The sequence below is a fragment of the Bombilactobacillus sp. ESL1187 genome, from assembly GCF_058107155.1.
Window position 1 is genome coordinate 345,154 of record NZ_JBYLTZ010000001.1, and the last position, 18,234, is coordinate 363,387.

Below are 18,234 nucleotides of genomic sequence, written 5' to 3' on the forward strand. Positions count from 1 at the left end.
TATCTTAATCGTCTAATTTAGCTTGTAGTTGCTGATAAATTTGTTCCACCTCTACCAAATCTTGCGCATTAGCACCACTAGCTAGTGGATGTCCGCCACCGTCATGTTGTGCTGCCAAATCATTAATGGATACTTGCTTAGAACGCAAATGAATACGGTAAGTGCCATCAGCTTTAGCTACCGCAATGACCCAAGATTGAACATTCTTTAACCGCCCGGGTGTCCCAACGACCACATGAGCATCTGCCTGCTGTAAACCTAATTTCGTTAACAATTCAGCTGGCAAAACCACTTTGGCTGCACCATTAGGAGCAATCACTAAATGTTCAAAGACATAACCTTGTAATTTGGCTTGTTCTAACGTCATTTGCCCCATATTACGATTTAAAGCGGCGGCATCAAAACGATAACCAATTAATTGTGCGGCTAAAGCTAAAGTATGAGAAGTTGTACTTTGATACATGAAGCGTCCCGTATCACCGACTATTCCTGCATATAAAGCGCGGGCTACTTGGTCCGTGAAAACCAAATCAGAACCAGCACTATTAATTAAATCACCGATAATTTCTGAACAACTCGAAGCACTCGTATTCACATACTGTAAATCACCATATGAATCCACATTGGGATGGTGATCAATCTTAATCAGTTTTTCACCTTCACTATAACGCTGATCACTAATGCGCGGTTGATTAGCTGTATCAACGACAATCACTAATGCTTGTTGATACTGCAGATCACTAACTTGATCCATCGTACTAATCCAGTCTAAATCACCGACTGACCCCCCCGCTAACAAAACCGTTTTATCCGGATAAGTTGCTTGAATGCTGGATGCTAAACCTAACTGTGACCCTAGAGCATCTGGATCAGGATTTTCATGTCGATGGATAATGATTCGCTCATATTGTTTAATTTGGGTAATAATTTCTCCAAAAGTATTCATAATCTTCTCCTAAAAAAGCTCAATTTCCTCAAAATTTTGTGGCACTAAGTTGGTTACCGTAATTCCTAATAAGCGCAGTGGTTGATTCTCTAACATTAAAGTGGCTAACAATTCTTGGCTAGTTTGGTAGATTAATTGTGCATTATTAGTCCAATTAGTCAAAGTCTTGCGCCGTGTATAAGTCACAAATGCCATCGTCCGAACTTTTAAAACAATCGTTTGCCCGTGCAGCTGCTTTTGTTGCAAAGTTTGTGCCACCGACTTTGCCTGTTCCTTTAAAACATCATTAATCTCTTGGTCATTAAAAATTGGTCGATCAAAGGAACGTTCATTACCAATCGATTTATGCTGGCGCTGTGCGCTCACTTGGCGATCATCAATTCCGTGAATTCGCTGATACAATAGAAAACCCGTTTTCCCCAACAATCGCGTTAAAAAAGTCACTGGACATTGCTGCAACTGTTGACCGGTAGTTAAGCCAGCTTGTGCTAGTTTAGCTTGTGTGGCTTTACCAATACCATGTAATTTAGCAATCGGCATCTGCGCCAAAAAATTCAACGCTTGGTTGCTACTAATTACCGTGCGCCCGAATGGTTTAGCATAATCAGATGCCATTTTAGCTAAAAATTTATTATAAGAAATTCCTACCGAACAAGTTAACTGTAATGAATTCTTGATAGTATGCTGAATTAACGCGGCGACCTCAATTGGATCTTCTATCTGCAAATGATTATGCGTTATATCTAAATAAGCTTCATCAAACGCTACAGGCTCCCAAACAGCCGTAATCTTCGCAAAAATCTGGTGAATTTGTTGTGAAACTTGCCGATATAACTTAAAATTCGGATCCGTAAATTGCAATTGCTCAGCAGGGATTAACTCCAATGCCTTAATCGCTGGCATTGCCGAATGTACCCCAAACTTCCGCGCCTGGTAATTAGCAGTAGTAATAACGCCATGACCATTGTGCAAGCGCGGATCGCGAGCAATGACTAGCGCTTTATGGCGATAAGCTGGATGCTCACGTTCTTCCACTGAAGCGTAAAAAGCATCCATATCAACATGCAGAATTTGACGTTGATCATTAATAACAATGGGTAATTCCCAAAAATCAGAGTTCAAGATTATCCGAATTCCAAATCCACTCGTTGCCATCTTTCGCTAATAAATCGTCACTAGCTTGAGGGCCAAAACTATTACTATAGTAATTAGGGAACTCAGGCTGAATTTGATCAAAATATTGGCGAATCCGATCAATAAAGCGCCAAGTGTAATACTGTTCTTGCCAATTGGTAAAATTAGTTTGATTGCCCAACAAAATATCAATTAATAATTTTTCATAGGCTTCCTGTGAGTTAACCATGCTATCTGACAATTCATGAAAATCTAAAGTTTTCAAAGAATTGCGCACCCCCTCTCCTGGTGTCGTCAAGTTCAAACTCAATTTAATTCCCTGCGTTGGTTCTACTACAATTGTCAGTACTGGTCGACAAGGTCTGATTTGTTGCGGTAAAACTTGAGCAAAAATATTATCAGTTTGTTCATTAAAAACAATATCAATCCGCGTAGCTTTCTGACGTAATCTCTTACCAGAGCGAACATAAAATGGTACATTTTGCCAACGTTCATTATCAATCAAAATTTTTCCAGCAATAAAAGTTTCTACGACTGAATTATCGGCTACATCATCCGCTGCTCGATAAGAGCGATGATAACCTTTCTTATCAGTACCATATTGACCGCGCACAAAATAGCGCTCAACTTCTTGAGCTGAATATAACTGTAATTGCGAGAATAATTTGACTTTTTGTTGGTGCACTGCATCAGACGTAAAGACCGACGGCTGATCCATCGCCAATAACCCCAAAATTTGTAAGGCGTGATTTTGAATCATATCACGCAAAGCACCAGCTGTTTCATAATAACCCGCACGTTCACCCACACCCAAGGTCTCAGCCAAGGTAATTTGCACATTATTAATATACTGCTTATTCCAAACAGCTTCTAACATCGGATTCGTAAAGCGAAGAATCGGCAAAGCCTGAACCATTTCTTTTCCCAAATAATGATCAATACGATAGATCTGTTTTTCTTGGAAAGTGGCTGCAATACTATCGTTTAATTCCTGTGCGCTTTTTAAATCACGCCCAAATGGCTTCTCGATGACCAAACGGTTAAAACCCGTCGCTGTTAATAAATGTTCTGAATTAATATGTTGTGCCACCACTCCAAAAAACTTGGGCGCAATCGCCATATAAAAAATTTGATTAGCGCCAGTTTGATATTTTTGATCTAAACTAGATGCCAATTTTTTTAAGGCAACATAGTGTTCGGCATCATTAACATCATGTGATTGATAATAAAAATGTTGTAAAAATTGATCAATCTGGTCTTGATCGGCAGTTTCATCAACAATTGATTGTAAAATCGTTTGCCGAAAATATTCGTGGCTCCAAGCCCTTCGCGCTGTACCAATTACTGCAAAATGCTGTTTTAAATAACCTTTTAAATATAATTTAAAAAGCGCAGGATATAATTTACGGTGTGCTAAATCACCTGAGCCACCAAAAATAATAAAAATAACTTTTTGTTCCTGCATTATTCATACCTCACACATCGTAATTTTTGTTTTTGGATTGTAATTATATAAAAATTATCCCAGCATAATAATTACAACCAATTAAAAACCGTCTTCAAACTTAACTAATTGCAGCTAACAAAAAGAGGTTGGGGCAATAATTATCATGTTCTAAACTAACTAAACATTGATTAATTATTGTACTCCAAAAGTCTAAAATTTGTGGCAAACTTACTCAATTATCGTTAGTTTTCAAATTTCAGCGACTTTTGTCCCAACCTCTTCAAAACTCAAATTATTTATCTGCTGTTTCAGTAGTAGTGTCGTCATCCGCTTGACTAGCAGGAGCAGCATCGTCACTAGCCGCTTCATCTGACTTTGCTGGTGCTTTAGTTTCTGTCTCAGCCTTAGCTGTTGTCGCTGATTTAGTTGCGGCTGGTTTATTGACACTTCTAATCGCTGAACGATTAAACGTTAAATAAATTCCATCGCAGTCGATCACGATGGTTTTTTCCGCATCATTAATCGTATCAATCGTTCCGTAAAGGCCACCGATGGTGACGACCGGATCACCAACTTTTAGTTGACCCAACATTTTTTGACGTTGTTCTTGTTGCTTTTTTTGTGGGCGCCACATCGTAAAATACATAAATACAATTAAAATGACGAAAAAGAGTAATAACATCATGTTACCACTACCACTTGCTTTAGCTGCCAATAAGTTCAATTGCTCCACCTCTAGTTTGATTTTACTACTATTCTAACAAACAATCCTTGAAAACACAGTAACTCATTAAAAATTCTTTGCGTTTTTTTCATTAAAGCCGTACTGTTCGAAGACCTGTTGCTTCAAGTCTAATAAATTATCATCCCGAATTGCTTGGCGAATTTGCGCCATCAAATGCACTAAATAATATAAGTTATGATAACTTGTTAAGTGAATGCCAAAAGTTTCATCAACCTGCAATAAATGTCTGATATAAGCCCGAGAATAATTTCGACAAGCATAACAATCACAATTCGGATCTAATGGGCCAAAATCGTGGGCATATTGTGCATTTTTGACGACCAAACGCCCATTAGAAGTCATGCAAGTTCCATTACGCGCAATCCGTGTGGGCAAAACACAATCAAACATATCAATTCCGCGAATGACACCATCAATCAACGAATCAGCTGTGCCCACGCCCATCAAGTATCGTGGCTTATTTTCCGGCAAAAGTGGCGTCGTATAATCTAAAACTTGATTCATTTGCGTTTTCGATTCACCAACAGATAAACCGCCAATAGAGTAACCAGCAAAATCTAATGAAACTAAATCTTTGGCACTTTGCTGCCGCAAATCTTTAAAACCTGCGCCTTGAACAATTCCAAAAATCCCCTGCCGGTTAGGATTACGATGCGCTCTTAAACCACGTTCTGCCCACCGCGTTGTACGTGCAATTGATTTTTGCAAGTAATCATGTGATTCAAAGAAAGGCGGACATTCATCCAAGCTCATCATAATATCTGGGCCCAAATCATTTTCAATATGAATGGCCTTTTCTGGTGATAAAAACATCTTACGCCCATCTAAATGGCTCTTAAAAGTAATACCTTCTTCACTAATACCGCGCCTTTTGGCTAAAGAAAAAACTTGAAAGCCACCAGAATCGGTTAGTATGCCACGATCCCAATTCATAAACTGGTGCAAACCACCTGCTTCACGCACCAACTTAGAACCAGGCCGTAACCATAAGTGATAGGTATTAGATAAAATGACCGTTGCTCCGATTTCCTTTAATTCCTCTGGTGACATAGTTTTGACACTGGCTTGTGTCCCAACAGGCATAAAAATCGGGGTCTCAAAAGTTCCATGCGGGGTAATTAATTCGCCTAACCGGGCGCCAGTATGTTTTTCTTTTTTGATTAAATGATATTTAATTGGTTGTTCCATATAAAACTCCAAATTTCTGTATATTATTGGACATCGTACTGCACCAAATAACAACTCATTGCTTCAACAATGTGGTCCTAACTTGGGTAATGAAGTTGAAAAAATTACTTAGCAATTGAGTGCATAAAAATGTTCGTCTCTATTCACGATAAATTCCGTTTGCCTCAACTAATTTTTACTGCAATTTTATTTAATAAACATTGCATCACCAAAACTGAAGAACCGATATTGCTCTTTAACTGCGTGTTCATAAGCATTTAAGATATTTTCGCGTCCGGTAAAAGAAGCTACTAACATCACTAAGGTGGACTTAGGTAAATGAAAATTAGTAATAAACTCATCCACCACCCGCCAACGATAACCAGGCTTAATAAAGATATCAGTCCAGCCACTGTCTGCCTTAATTTTTCCGTCAAACTTCGTTCCAATTGTTTCTAAAGTTCGAATAGAAGTGGTACCCGTTGCAACAATTTTGCCACCATTAGCCTTAACTTCATTTAAAGTTTGCGCCGCTGCTTCACTCAAACGGTAAAACTCACTATGCATCTGATGATCATCAATATTTTCTTCAGAAACTGGCCGAAAAGTTCCCAACCCCACATGTAAGGTTAAATAAACTAACTTAACACCCTTAGCTTGGACTTTCTCTAATAAGTCTTTCGTCCAATGTAAGCCAGCTGTAGGGGCCGCTGCTGAACCTTCTTCTTTGGCATAGACCGTTTGGTAACGATCAGGATCAGCTAATTTTTCTTTGATATAGGGCGGTAAGGGCATTTCACCTAATTGTTCTAAGATTTCCATAAAAATCCCATCATAATCAAAGTGCACCATCCGGCCACCGTGTTCCAATTCCTTCGTAACCGCACATTTTAACTTTCCATCACCAAATTCGACGACGGTCCCCACTGGTGCTCTGCGTGCTGGTTTCATCAAAACTTCCCAGTCATCACCCTCGGTATTATTTAATAATAAAACTTCTAAGTGTGCCTGCGTCTTTTCCTTAATGCCATACAAGCGAGCTGGTAAAACCTTAGTATTATTCATTACTAAAGCATCACCAGGATTTAAATAATCTAGAATATCAAAGAAGTGTCGATCTTGATATTCACCAGTTTGATGATCTAACACTAACATGCGTGATTGATCGCGGTTTTTAATCGGAGTTTGTGCAATTAATTCCTGAGGTAAATGATAATCAAAATCTTCTAACGTTAACAATTTAATTCTCTCCTTTAGTTAATGGAATCCCTAAATGTTCATAGGCTTTGGGGGTCACCACCCGACCACGGGGGGTCCGCTTTAAGAAACCTTGCTGTAACAAATATGGTTCGTTCACGGTTTCAATTGTTTCTTGTTCTTCACCTAAATTGACAGCCATCGTTTTAATTCCTAACGGCCCACCCTGATACAGATTAATCATCATTATCAATAATTTGCGATCTGTCTGATCAAGCCCTTGATCATCAACTTGTAATTGGTCTAAGGCCGAAGCTGCCAAAGTTTGATCAATTTCTGCTTGACCAGAAACCTGCATAAAATCGCGGACACGCTTTAATAAACGATTAGCTACGCGCGGTGTTCCGCGTGAACGCCGTGCTAGTTCATGCGCACCGGCGCTGGTTACAGACACATTTAAAACCTGAGCGGAGCGTTGGACAATTTGCGTCAATTCGGCTTCATCATAAAAAGCCATGTGTTCGACAATCCCAAAGCGACTCCGCAAAGGTGAAGATAATTGGCCTGCCCGAGTCGTCGCACCAATCAAGGTAAACGGCGGTAATGGGTAATGAATTGCGTGGGCATCGGAGCCTTGACCAACGACGATATCAATATAAAAGTCCTCCATCGCCGAATACAAAATTTCTTCAATATTTTTTGGTAGACGATGAATTTCATCAATAAATAACACGTCACCAGATTGTAATTCACTCAAAATAGCAACCAAATCACCCGGTTTTTCAATTGATGGCCCCGTCGTTGTTCGCAGATTGACTTGTAACTCATGGGCAATCACCAAAGCTAGCGTTGTCTTACCTAATCCAGGCGGTCCGTACAACAAGACATGATCCAGTGCTTCCTGGCGCTTTAAAGCTGCTTGAATATAGACATGCAATTCATGTTTAACTTTTTCTTGTCCCAAGTACTGGTCCAAAGTTTGAGGCCGTAAAGATTGTTCAACCGCCGCTTCTTGATCATCGAGAATTTGATCATCAGTTAAATGATCCTTGTCAGACATCTAATCACCTCAGTTCTTAATGTAATAATTTTAAACCTGCCCGGACGTAATCACCTGCATTCTGGGCCGTTACTTTACTTAAAGCCGTTTCAATCTTTTGTAATTCTTTTTGAGAATAACCTAAAGCGGCTAACGCTGCTAAGCCATCAGCAAAATCTTTATTAGCAGTTGCTGTTGGTACATGACTAAATAAGTTAGAGGGATTGGTTGCCAGAGTTGTTTTGGGTAATTTATCTTTTAAATCCAAAACAATTTGTTGCGCCGTTTTTCTACCAACACCAGGAAACTTCGTCAGAAATTGCACATCGTCGCTCCCAATTGCTTCAATCAATCCCGAATGATCATCGTCAGCCAAAATAGCTAACGCACTTTTGGGACCAATTCCAGAAACCGAAGTTAATTGTAAAAATAATTGTTTTTCTGCTAAGTCATAAAAACCATAGAGGGATTGATCATTATCACGAATAATTTGTTCAATATAAAGCTTGAGCGGTTCGTCTGTCTGGTAACGATAAGGGTTCGCCACCAAGATATGATAACCAATGTGTTGGACCTCTAATACCACATAAGTGGGATAAATCGCCGTAATAATTCCCTGAAAATATTCAAACACAATAAAACCTCACTTAAACCGTCTAGATTGATGGGGATCTTGAATTCTCTTAAACATCTTTTGGATTTCCGCATAACTAAAATGAATTAATGTCGGCCGCCCATGCGGACAATTATACGGATTTTGGGCTTGTGCTAATTGATCCAAAATTGCCTGGGCCTGAGGCCGGTCCAAATGATGATTAGCCTTAATAGATAATTTACAGCTCATAGTAATCGCTGTTTGTTCTCGAAAACGGGCTATATTAATTTTACCGTCTTGCAAAATATAATCAATCATTTCTCGAATCGTCTTTTCTTCTTGCTCAACGCCAATCCAAGTAGGATGGCTAGTTACCACAAAACTATTTTGTCCAAACGGAGCAATCTCCACCCCCATCTGACGTAATAAATCTAAGTGTGCACTTAAAGTAATCGCCTCTGAATTCGCGTAATCCAAAATTAACGGTACCAATAATTTTTGTTGATCGCTACTAACTTGACCAATTGCTTGACTAAATTGCTCATACTTCACCCGTTCTTGAGCAGCATGTTGGTCAACCAGATAAAAACCATCGCCACTTTGAGCTACTAAATAAGTTTCATGAATTTGTGTCAGGAATTGTAATTGGGGAAAAGCTGGTTGGGATAACGACTGTTGTGCCACTGACTTGACTTTGGGTGTAGCATCCGACGCTTTTGGTGGTAATTGCGTCAGAGTGGCATCTTGTTGAGCAATTTGCTGCATTTTTTGATCCCATTGTTGTAGATGCTGAGGATCTTGAAAGATTTCTTGTAAATGCACTGCTCCTGGTTGAATCCAATTAGTCGTTGGCGTGGTCTTGGTAACAGATGGTTCACGTAAAAAAGATGTTGCCGCATTAAATGACTCATCAGTTTGCACAAAAGGCGGTCTTGGTTTGGAGGAAGTTGTTTTTAAAGCATCCGGAATTAAATTTAATTGCCCCAATGCTTGTGCAACGCTTTGTTCAATTAAATTAGCTAATTGTTGTTCTTTACTCAAGCGAACTTCACGCTTGGTTGGATGAACATTAACATCAACTAATAACGGATCAGTCGTAATTTCTAGAACACCTATAGGATAGCGCCCAACCATTAGCTTTGAACCATACCCCGCCAAAAAAGCTTTACTTAATTGATAATTATGAATATAGCGTTGATTAATTAACAGTGCGATATAATTGCGGTTAGCTCTCGTTTGTTCTGGCAAAGATAAATAGCCTTGAACCTGAAAATCAGCATCAACACCTTGACAAGCAATTAAGTCAGCTGCTACTTTGCGGCCATAGATCCCCGCAATAGTTTGTTTGAGATCGCCGTTACCAGAAGTTCGCACTAAGGTTTTCTTTTCATTGTTTAATCTCAACGCAATCTGGGGGTGACCTAAGGCTAGATGATTTACAACCTCAACTACTTTTTTTAACTCAGTATTTAAAGTTTTGATATATTTTAACCGCACGGGTGTATTGTAAAATAAATCGGTCACCACCACTGTGGTACCCTTTTTAGCCGCGGTCACCTGTGGCGTTTGGAATTGTCCACCTGCTACTTGCAACAGCGTGCCACTGGCTCCATCAGTACTAGTAGTAAGCACGACCTTGGCAACTGCAGCAATACTAGCCAAAGCCTCACCCCGAAACCCTAAAGTCTGTACATTAAATAAGTCCTGGGTTGAACTGATTTTACTAGTGGCATGCGGTTGAAACGCTAGCTGAACTTGATCTCTAGCAATACCATCACCGTTATCAACAACCTTAATTTGCGAAATACCAGCATCTTGCACTTGAATTTCAATTTGTGTTGCGTGTGCGTCAATTGCATTTTCTACTAATTCTTTGACCACGGATGCTGGCCGTTCTACCACTTCGCCTGCGGCAATTTGATTACTTAAAGTACTTGGTAATTCATGAATTTCTGCCATTGAATATCCCTACTCTAATCTAATTTACAGCTAATGTTTACTAACACAATTGGCTTGCAAAACTTCTCAGCAGTTAGTATTGCTACTACTTGATTTTTGAACAACTTTGATGCAGAAAATTAATGTAATTTGGCTTGTAATTGATACAAGAAATTTAACGCCTCTAATGGCGTCATATTCAACACATTAGCTTGTTGCAATTCTTGTAATAATTCTTGATGAGTAGCATCACTTTCTGAAAATAAAGATAATTGTTGCTCCACTGGGGCTTCTTGTACCTGATTAACGACGGGTTGGACTGCTTGGGAAACTGGTGGTTTTTGTAAATTAGTCGGTTTGTGTTCCAGATTATCTAAAATCTCTTGTGCCCGCTGTAATAGATCAGTCGGCAAACCTGCCAATTTTGCAACATGAATTCCGTACGACTTATCAGCGGGACCTGCTAAAACCTTATGCAAAAAGACTAATTGCCCATTTTCTTGAGTTGCATCCACGTGTACATTCGTTACTGTGGTTAAATCTTGAGCTAATTGGGTTAATTCATGATAGTGTGTGGAAAACAGCGTTTTGGCATGAACTGTTTGATCTAAATACTCAATAATTGCTTGTGCCAAAGCCATGCCATCATAAGTCGCCGTTCCCCGCCCAATTTCATCAAAAATAATCAAAGAATTACTCGTCGCGTGCTGTAAAGCATCATTGGCTTCCATCATTTCGACCATAAAGGTGGAATTGCCCGCAATTAAATCATCAGCGGCACCAATCCGCGTAAAAATCTGATCAAAAATCGGCAGCGTAGCAGCATCGGCGGGAACAAAACATCCAATCTGCGCCATAATGACAATTAACGCCGTTTGCCGCATATATGTGCTTTTACCAGACATATTAGGACCTGTAATTAATAGAATATCAGTTTGATCGTTCATCTTCACATCGTTAGGAATATAACTATCACTACCTAATACTTTTTCAACCACCGGATGACGACCATTAACAATTTTAATTTCATGATTGTGCGTAAATTGTGGGCGGACATAATGCTGATCTTCACTAATTACCGCAAAACTTTGTAAAACATCCAACCGGGCCAAAATTTGAGCTAACGCTTGAATTTGCTCAATTTGGTCTTTAATTTGTTGCCGAACTTGTTTGAATAATTGGTGTTCTAGTAACGTTGATTTTTCTTCTGCTTCCAAAATCAAACGTTCTTTGTCTTTTAATTCCGGCGTAATATAGCGTTCTGAATTAGTTAATGTTTGCTTACGTTCATAACGATCCGTGGGCACTTGGGCTTTATTCGCATTAGTTACTTCAATATAGTAACCAAACACTCGGTTAAAACCAATTTTTAAGTTCTTAATGCCTGTAGCTTGTTGTTCATCTGCTTGTAGTTGAGCAATCCAAGCCTTCCCATTCGTCATCGCACTACGGTATTGATCGAGTTGTTGATCGTAATGATCCCGAATTAAGTTACCTTCCGTCACAGAAATTGGCGGATCGTCAACAATCGCTTGTTGAATCAATTGCACAACTTCCTGACATTCTGGCATTTTGGTTAACAAATCATCTAGTAACGGATCATGTAAATCTAACAAAGTTTCCTTAATTAAAGGAACTTGCTGTAAAGAAGTTGCCAATTGAATCAAATCGCGCCCATTAACATTGCCAAACGCAATTCGCCCGGCTAAACGTTCCAGATCATAAACCTTCGTTAAATAATCTTGTAAATTGCCCCGTTGAAAAAAATTATCCAATAAAATTTGAACTAAATCTTGACGCTTTTGAAGAAGAGCTGCATCTAGTAATGGGCGTTGCAGCCATTGCTTTAACAAACGGCTACCCATCGCAGTCTTAGTTTTGTCTAATAGCCAAGCTAATGTCCCTGACTTTTCTCCGGTCCTTAGGGAACGAAATAATTCTAAGTTACTTTGAACATTGTGATCCATTTGTAAATATTTACTAGTTTGGTAAACTTGGGCGATCTGCAAGTGCGCCAAAGAACGTTTTTGAGTTTCAATTAAATAAGAAATTAAATAAGTAATCGCCTGACGTTGGAGCTCAGACTGGACTTTTTGCGTCACAAAAGCTACTTCGGCGTAAGCTTGCTGGGGTTGCTCACTGGATACCAAAATTCCCATCTTTTTTAGTTGGTCCTGTTGGTCTTGATCTAGAGTGGCCGCAATCACAACTTCCTTAGAGCGTAAATTTAATAATTCATTTTGAACTTGCTGCCAATTATGAAACGCAGTTACCCGCACTTCACCGGTGGACAAGTCCGTATAGGCAAAACCATATTCTTGATCTTGAAAAATTACGGCCGCCAAATAATTATTCTCTCGGCTTTGATTCGGCTTATCTTCCAAACTAGTTCCTGGCGTGACTAATTTGATAATCCCGCGCTTGACCATCCCCTTAGCTTCTTTGGGATCTTCTAATTGCTCACAAATAGCAACTTTATACCCTTTATCTACCAAAACATCAATATAACTTTGCACGGCATGGTGGGGCACCCCACACATGGGAATCGGATCAGCGGCATTTTTATTACGGGCTGTCAAGGTTAATTCTAGTATTTGTGCCCCTTTGATTGCATCATCGTAAAACATTTCATAGAAATCACCAATCCGATAAAACAAAAAAGCATCTGGATAATCCTTTTTAATTTTTAAATATTGTTGCATCATTGGTGTATCTTTAGTAGTTTGTGGCATACAAAACTCCTCTAGGCTAGGATCTTATTGATCAGATTAATTCAAAAAACAACAACTTTTATTCAACAAACGGACGATCCGGATTAATTTGATACGCATGAATTTTATTTTTCGTTTCTAGATCAATTACGCAATAATTAATTTGGGGACGACCATGTTCCGTTAATTCATAACGAGTTGGTCTCTGTGTTAAAAAGCGGCGAATACTACTCTGGGCTTGAACGCCAATAATTCCGTCATAATCCCCCGTCATGCCCACATCTGTCAAAAATGCTGTCCCTTTCGGCAGAACTCGGGCATCATTGGTTTGCACATGTGTATGTGTCCCGACAACTGCCGCCACTCGACCATCTAAATAGTAAGCCAATGCCGCTTTTTCACTAGTTGTTTCCGCATGAAAGTCAATAAAAATTTGCGCTTGATCCGGAATTTGCGCCAATAATTGATCAGCTATTTGAAAAGGGTCGTCAATTGCATTCATTAAAGCGCGCCCCTGTAAATTAATTACTGCTAATTGCTCCTGATTGACTTGTTTAATTGTCATTCCTGCTCCCGGAACTACCCCGGGGTAATTAGCAGGTCGCACCAAATTATCATTCTGTTCCAGTAAATCATTCACTTCTGACTGATCAAAAGCATGATTTCCCAGCGTAATCACATCTGCTCCCGCTTTTAAAATCTTTTTAAATTGTTGTTCCTTAATGCCTCGTCCTTTAGCAGCATTTTCACCGTTAACAATCGTCACTTGGGGGCGAAAATGTGCCTTGATTTGTGGAAGATATGTTTGCAAAGCTTGCAGTCCCAAATCTCCCATGACATCACCCACAAAAATAATTCGCATAAATACTTTCCTTATCTATTATTTAGCTACTTAAGACTTAATGATACCACTAAAACTTCTGCTAATTAATCTCATTAATGCCGAAGTGTTTGAGAATTAGTAATTGACGCAAAAATCCGTGCGATTAAAAAAAGACATTTCCGAAGAAATGTCTTTTTGATTAACAATCAATATTAATTACATCATACCGCCCATACCAGCATTAGGGTCAGCTGGTGCTGCAGGAGCAGCAGGTTCAGGCTTATCAGCAACAACAGCCTCTGTTGTTAAAATCAAAGCCGAAACGCTGGCTGCATTTTGTAAAGCAGAGCGAGTTACTTTAGTTGGGTCAATAATTCCGGCCTCAACCATATTTTCCCACTTGTCAGTTGCAGCATTATAACCAACTTCATTATCTTGTGCCTTCAAATGTTCAACAATAACAGAGCCTTCTTTGCCGGCATTTTCGGCAATTTGCCGAACTGGTGCTTCTAAAGCCCGCTTAACAATGTTAACACCGGTTTGCACATCACCAGTTTCGCCTTCAGCTAATTTGGCAACAGCTGGAATGACATTCATCAAAGCTGTACCACCACCAGCAACGTAGCCTTCTTCAACAGCGGCCCGCGTAGCATTCAAAGCATCTTCAATCCGATATTTGCGTTCTTTTAATTCAGTTTCAGTAGCGGCACCAACTTTAATCACACCAACGCCACCAGCTAATTTAGCTAAACGTTCTTGTAACTTTTCACGGTCAAAGTCAGAAGTTGTTTCGCTAACTTGCTTCTTAATTAAATCAACCCGTTCATCAATCGCATCTTTGGAACCAGAACCTTGGACAATTGTTGTGTTGTCTTTAGTAACAGTTACACGACCTGCTTGACCTAATTGATCAATGGTTGTGTCTTTTAATTCTAAGCCTAAATCAGCTGTAATGACAGTACCACCAGTCAAGATCGCAATATCTTCTAATTGTTCCTTACGACGATCGCCAAAACCAGGTGCTTTAACAGCTACAACATTGAACGTGCCCCGAACCTTGTTCAAAACCAATGTTGGTAAAGCTTCACCATCAACATCATCAGCAATAATCAATAAAGCTTTGCCTTGTTGCACGATTGATTGTAATAATGGCAAAATATCTTGGATGTTAGAAATCTTCTTATCAGTAATTAAAATGTATGGATTATCTAAATCGGCTTCCATTTTATCGTTATCAGTTACCATGTATTGTGATAAGTAACCACGATCAAATTGCATACCTTCAACAACATCAGAAGTTGTTTCAATACCCTTTGATTCTTCAATGGTAATTACACCATCATGACCAACTTTTTCCATCGCATCGGCAATTAATTCACCAACTTGTTGATTGGAAGAAGAAACTGCGGCAACTTGAGCAATTTGATCACGACCACTAACTTCGTGAGAAATCTTTCGCAATTCATCGACAGCAGTAGCAGTAGCCTTCTCAATTCCCGTCCGAATACCAACAGGGTTCGCACCAGCAGTTACGTTCTTCATGCCTTCTTGAATAATGGCTTGAGCTAAAACTGTCGCAGTGGTTGTACCGTCACCGGCAATATCATTAGTCTTTGAAGCAACTTCAGAAACTAATTTAGCACCCATATTTTCAAAATGATCTTCTAATTCAATATCTTTGGCGATAGTTACACCATCGTTGGTAATATTTGGAGAACCATAGGATTGTTCCAAAACAACGTTACGACCTTTAGGTCCAATTGTTGTTTTTACTGTATCTGCTAATTTATTAACGCCTTCAAGCATCTTAGCCCGTGCGTCTTCTGAAAATTTAATTTCTTTTGTCATTTTTCAGCCACCTCAATTATTATTTAATACTTTATGTTCTTAATTTCTAATTAATTACAAAAATTAGTCAACAATTGCCATGACATCTTTTTCATGCATTACGAGATATTTTTGGCCGTCATACTTAACTTCTGAACCAGCATATTTATCAAATAAGACTTTATCGCCTTTTTGAATGCTTAATTCAATTGTTTTACCTTCTGGTGTCCGTTCACCGGCGCCAACAGCAATAACTTCACCAACTTGTGGCTTTTCTTTAGCATTATTGGCTAGAACAATTCCACCAACTGTTTGTTCCTTTTCTTCATCAACTTGTACCAGAATACGATCACCTAATGGCTTTAACAAAGTAATCCCTCCAAATAAAAACATTTTTAGCACTCTTAGCACTCATCTTTATATAGTGCTAATACAAGTTCTATAATAACATGTTCCTTTCCAGATGCAAGTATTTCCGTTTAAAAATATTCGGAAAACTTACTTTTTTACAGTAGCACAGATTGCTTTGAAAACACATTAATTGGCTCAAAATCTAGTAATCTTCCTTTGCTTTTTTTAATCAAAAAGTCGCCCGTAATGGACGACTCACTTGATTTATCAAATTTGGAGCATAAAGAGCTTTCAAGACACGTATGCAATTATTAGATAATTAATTTTGCAAAATAGTTTTCAAATTGTTGACCCGATTCAGCTATGACTAGCGAGGAATTTGAAACATACCATCCTTTTTAGCGTAAGCTTTACCATAAGTCATATCATATTCTAATAACCGATAATCTTTATAAACTCGTGATTGATCCCACTTAGCATTTTTAGGGCCGTGAACATTTTTAGCAGTTAACGCATACGTATCGTTGCTTACTTTGGTTCGATTCTGTTGGCCCGTACCAGAAATTTGTAGTGGTTTGGTCAAAACTGGAACTTGCTGTTGTAATTGTTCCAATAATTGATAAAACGGGGTTTGCGGATAGTTAAGTTGTTGCAATAACTGTAAGGACATATAGTTGGGCGAGAAGTAATTATAATGATGCGTCTGTAAAGGAAAATTAGCCGCCATCACAAACGGCGTTGCATGAGAATACAAGGTATTCTGATTGAAGAGATCATCATAAATACCATCACCAGGATAATGATCGCCATACATGACAATTAACGTTTTTTGCTTAGCATGTTGATAATGTTGCACTAATTGCTTAAATGCTTGATCCGAATCGTGAACTTCTTGAAGATAAGCTTCTAATTTTTTAGTCTTATCAGCATCTCCGGCTACTTTATTCTGGAGTTGATAAGAACTTTTGGGACCTATTTCTGCTTGATAAGGCATATGGTTTTGCATCGTCAACATCAAACTAAATTGGCGACTAGACTTTTTTTGTTGTGCATAAAAGTTCGGATAGGCGGAGGCATCTGTATCATACAAACCATGTGGTGACTTCTTTAAATGCTGTAATTTCGATTGATCTTGGAATTTATGGATACCGATCGCTGGATAAGCTTGATTTCTACGATACATAGTGCCGGCATAAGGATGGTAGGCCTGTGAATTATAGCCAGCATCATTTAAATAATGCATGACACTCGGAAAATATTTTTTATTAGGTAAAATATCCTGATAGGGCGTATTGTTTAAAAAGTAATTGGAGAAACCTGTATTGGCTTCAAATTCAATATTAGCCGTACCCCCACCAAAACCAGGAGACACCATATAGCCCCCAGCTTGTTGGACCGTTGGATTCGTAATCATCTTAGAAATATAAGGCATCGGATTTTTATTGCCAACAAGGGGATACCATTTCTGTGTCCGTAAAGGATTGGTTAAAGATTCATTTAAAATATAAATAATGTTAACTTTCCCAACTTTTTTCCCTTGATTGGCTTTAACCAAACCTTTTTGATAACGTTTAGTAATTTGCTTCATAGTCGCCGCGCTATAATTAGCAGGCTTAATCATTGGCGTAGAATGGGCATTAAAGACAAAACCAATTAAAGTACCCCGATTACGATAATTGGCCAATTGTGAACGATCAACATTAGTAATATTATGCTTCGCCAATTGTTTAGAAGCAAAAGAGCGCGTATTTCCTGCTTGTGAGAACAAGCTTAAAGCTATTATTGCTAACACCAAAAAGCCAATTCTCAACGGCCACAGCACCCGATGATTTTTTAACCACAAGCCTTTGGTAACTTTGTGTAACAGGTAGGCCGCTACAAGTAGTAATACAATGCCAATGGCTAAAAGTAATAATGATTGCCAACTGACCATTTTAATTAAACCACCAGCTTGACCAGCCATGTTTAAATCATTAGGTAACAATGGTTCAGAACGTGAAATAATTTTATTAAAGTCCACATATAAAATAATACTGAAAATAATGACGCTCAGGGATATTCCCCACCAATAATCACCTAACAGCGCAATTAGCATCGTTATAATAACTACTAGGCAAAACCAGTTGATTCGCGTGACGACAGGATTATTCTTAATTTCCCAGAACATCTCATGATAGCCGTGTGTCAAACTACCGGTTAAAGCTAGTTGAAATTCAAAATAAAATCCGTAAGCAATTAAACACACTAAAAGTACTTGCAGTAAAAAATACATAAAGCGTTTGACAGTTAGATTATGCACAATAAATCCTCTTTC

14 protein-coding genes are annotated in these 18,234 nt (G+C 38.8%); all 14 read right to left on the reverse strand.

Annotated elements, in window-relative coordinates; genetic code table 11:
• Positions 1-4 precede the first annotated feature (4 nt).
• Positions 5-946: a DHH family phosphoesterase gene (locus tag AC3B5B_RS01880; protein WP_489769156.1), complete on the reverse strand. Its 942-nt coding sequence runs from the start codon at positions 944-946 to the stop codon at positions 5-7.
• 9 nt (positions 947-955) lie between these two features.
• Positions 956-2,101: a DNA polymerase IV gene (gene dinB / locus AC3B5B_RS01885; RefSeq protein WP_489769157.1), complete on the reverse strand. Its 1,146-nt coding sequence runs from the start codon at positions 2,099-2,101 to the stop codon at positions 956-958.
• Complete coding sequence (gene zwf / locus AC3B5B_RS01890; RefSeq protein ID WP_489769158.1) at positions 2,058-3,545, reverse strand: glucose-6-phosphate dehydrogenase; 1,488 nt, start codon at positions 3,543-3,545, stop codon at positions 2,058-2,060. Before zwf ends, dinB begins: the two co-directional genes overlap by 44 nt.
• 274 nt (positions 3,546-3,819) lie before the next feature.
• Positions 3,820-4,251, reverse strand: coding sequence for a preprotein translocase subunit YajC (gene yajC, locus AC3B5B_RS01895; protein ID WP_489769159.1), 432 nt, complete (start codon positions 4,249-4,251; stop codon positions 3,820-3,822).
• A gap of 66 nt (positions 4,252-4,317) precedes the next feature.
• Positions 4,318-5,460 carry a tRNA guanosine(34) transglycosylase Tgt gene (tgt, locus tag AC3B5B_RS01900; RefSeq protein WP_489757242.1) on the reverse strand — a complete coding sequence of 381 codons (1,143 nt, stop codon included), beginning with the start codon at positions 5,458-5,460 and terminating at the stop codon, positions 4,318-4,320.
• Between the two features lie 186 nt (positions 5,461-5,646).
• The gene (gene queA, locus AC3B5B_RS01905; RefSeq protein WP_489769840.1) at positions 5,647-6,684 is read right to left on the reverse strand and encodes a tRNA preQ1(34) S-adenosylmethionine ribosyltransferase-isomerase QueA; all 1,038 of its coding nucleotides are present in this window, start codon (positions 6,682-6,684) and stop codon (positions 5,647-5,649) included.
• Positions 6,680-7,696 carry a Holliday junction branch migration DNA helicase RuvB gene (gene ruvB / locus AC3B5B_RS01910; protein ID WP_489769160.1) on the reverse strand — a complete coding sequence of 339 codons (1,017 nt, stop codon included), beginning with the start codon at positions 7,694-7,696 and terminating at the stop codon, positions 6,680-6,682. Before ruvB ends, queA begins: the two co-directional genes overlap by 5 nt.
• A gap of 16 nt (positions 7,697-7,712) precedes the next feature.
• Positions 7,713-8,309, reverse strand: a complete 597-nt coding sequence (gene ruvA / locus AC3B5B_RS01915) for a Holliday junction branch migration protein RuvA (RefSeq protein ID WP_489769161.1) — start codon at positions 8,307-8,309, stop codon at positions 7,713-7,715.
• 9 nt (positions 8,310-8,318) lie between these two features.
• Complete coding sequence (gene mutL, locus AC3B5B_RS01920; protein ID WP_489769162.1) at positions 8,319-10,229, reverse strand: DNA mismatch repair endonuclease MutL; 1,911 nt, start codon at positions 10,227-10,229, stop codon at positions 8,319-8,321.
• A 119-nt stretch (positions 10,230-10,348) separates the two neighbouring features.
• On the reverse strand, positions 10,349-12,940 hold the full coding sequence (gene mutS, locus AC3B5B_RS01925; RefSeq protein WP_489769163.1) for a DNA mismatch repair protein MutS: 2,592 nt from the start codon (positions 12,938-12,940) through the stop codon (positions 10,349-10,351).
• A gap of 58 nt (positions 12,941-12,998) precedes the next feature.
• Entirely contained in the window at positions 12,999-13,781 is a 783-nt protein-coding gene (locus AC3B5B_RS01930) for a TIGR00282 family metallophosphoesterase (protein WP_489769164.1), read from the reverse strand.
• A 177-nt stretch (positions 13,782-13,958) separates the two neighbouring features.
• Positions 13,959-15,590: a chaperonin GroEL gene (gene groL, locus AC3B5B_RS01935; protein WP_489769165.1), complete on the reverse strand. Its 1,632-nt coding sequence runs from the start codon at positions 15,588-15,590 to the stop codon at positions 13,959-13,961.
• A 63-nt stretch (positions 15,591-15,653) separates the two neighbouring features.
• Positions 15,654-15,938, reverse strand: a complete 285-nt coding sequence (gene groES / locus AC3B5B_RS01940; protein WP_489757708.1) for a co-chaperone GroES — start codon at positions 15,936-15,938, stop codon at positions 15,654-15,656.
• A 349-nt stretch (positions 15,939-16,287) separates the two neighbouring features.
• On the reverse strand, positions 16,288-18,219 hold the full coding sequence (locus tag AC3B5B_RS01945) for an LTA synthase family protein (protein ID WP_489757234.1): 1,932 nt from the start codon (positions 18,217-18,219) through the stop codon (positions 16,288-16,290).
• Positions 18,220-18,234 lie beyond the last annotated feature (15 nt).

Excerpts from the sequence above, each read along its gene's own strand:
- AC3B5B_RS01930 (WP_489769164.1), bottom strand. The coding sequence starts at position 13,781 with ATGCGAATTATTTTTGTGGGTGATGTCATGGGAGATTTGGGACTGCAA.
- zwf (WP_489769158.1), bottom strand. The coding sequence starts at position 3,545 with ATGCAGGAACAAAAAGTTATTTTTATTATTTTTGGTGGCTCAGGTGAT.
- mutL (WP_489769162.1), bottom strand. The coding sequence starts at position 10,229 with ATGGCAGAAATTCATGAATTACCAAGTACTTTAAGTAATCAAATTGCC.
- groL (WP_489769165.1), bottom strand. The coding sequence starts at position 15,590 with ATGACAAAAGAAATTAAATTTTCAGAAGACGCACGGGCTAAGATGCTT.
- ruvB (WP_489769160.1), bottom strand. The coding sequence starts at position 7,696 with ATGTCTGACAAGGATCATTTAACTGATGATCAAATTCTCGATGATCAA.
- mutS (WP_489769163.1), bottom strand. The coding sequence starts at position 12,940 with ATGCCACAAACTACTAAAGATACACCAATGATGCAACAATATTTAAAA.
- AC3B5B_RS01880 (WP_489769156.1), bottom strand. The coding sequence starts at position 946 with ATGAATACTTTTGGAGAAATTATTACCCAAATTAAACAATATGAGCGA.
- dinB (WP_489769157.1), bottom strand. The coding sequence starts at position 2,101 with ATGGCAACGAGTGGATTTGGAATTCGGATAATCTTGAACTCTGATTTT.
- tgt (WP_489757242.1), bottom strand. The coding sequence starts at position 5,460 with ATGGAACAACCAATTAAATATCATTTAATCAAAAAAGAAAAACATACT.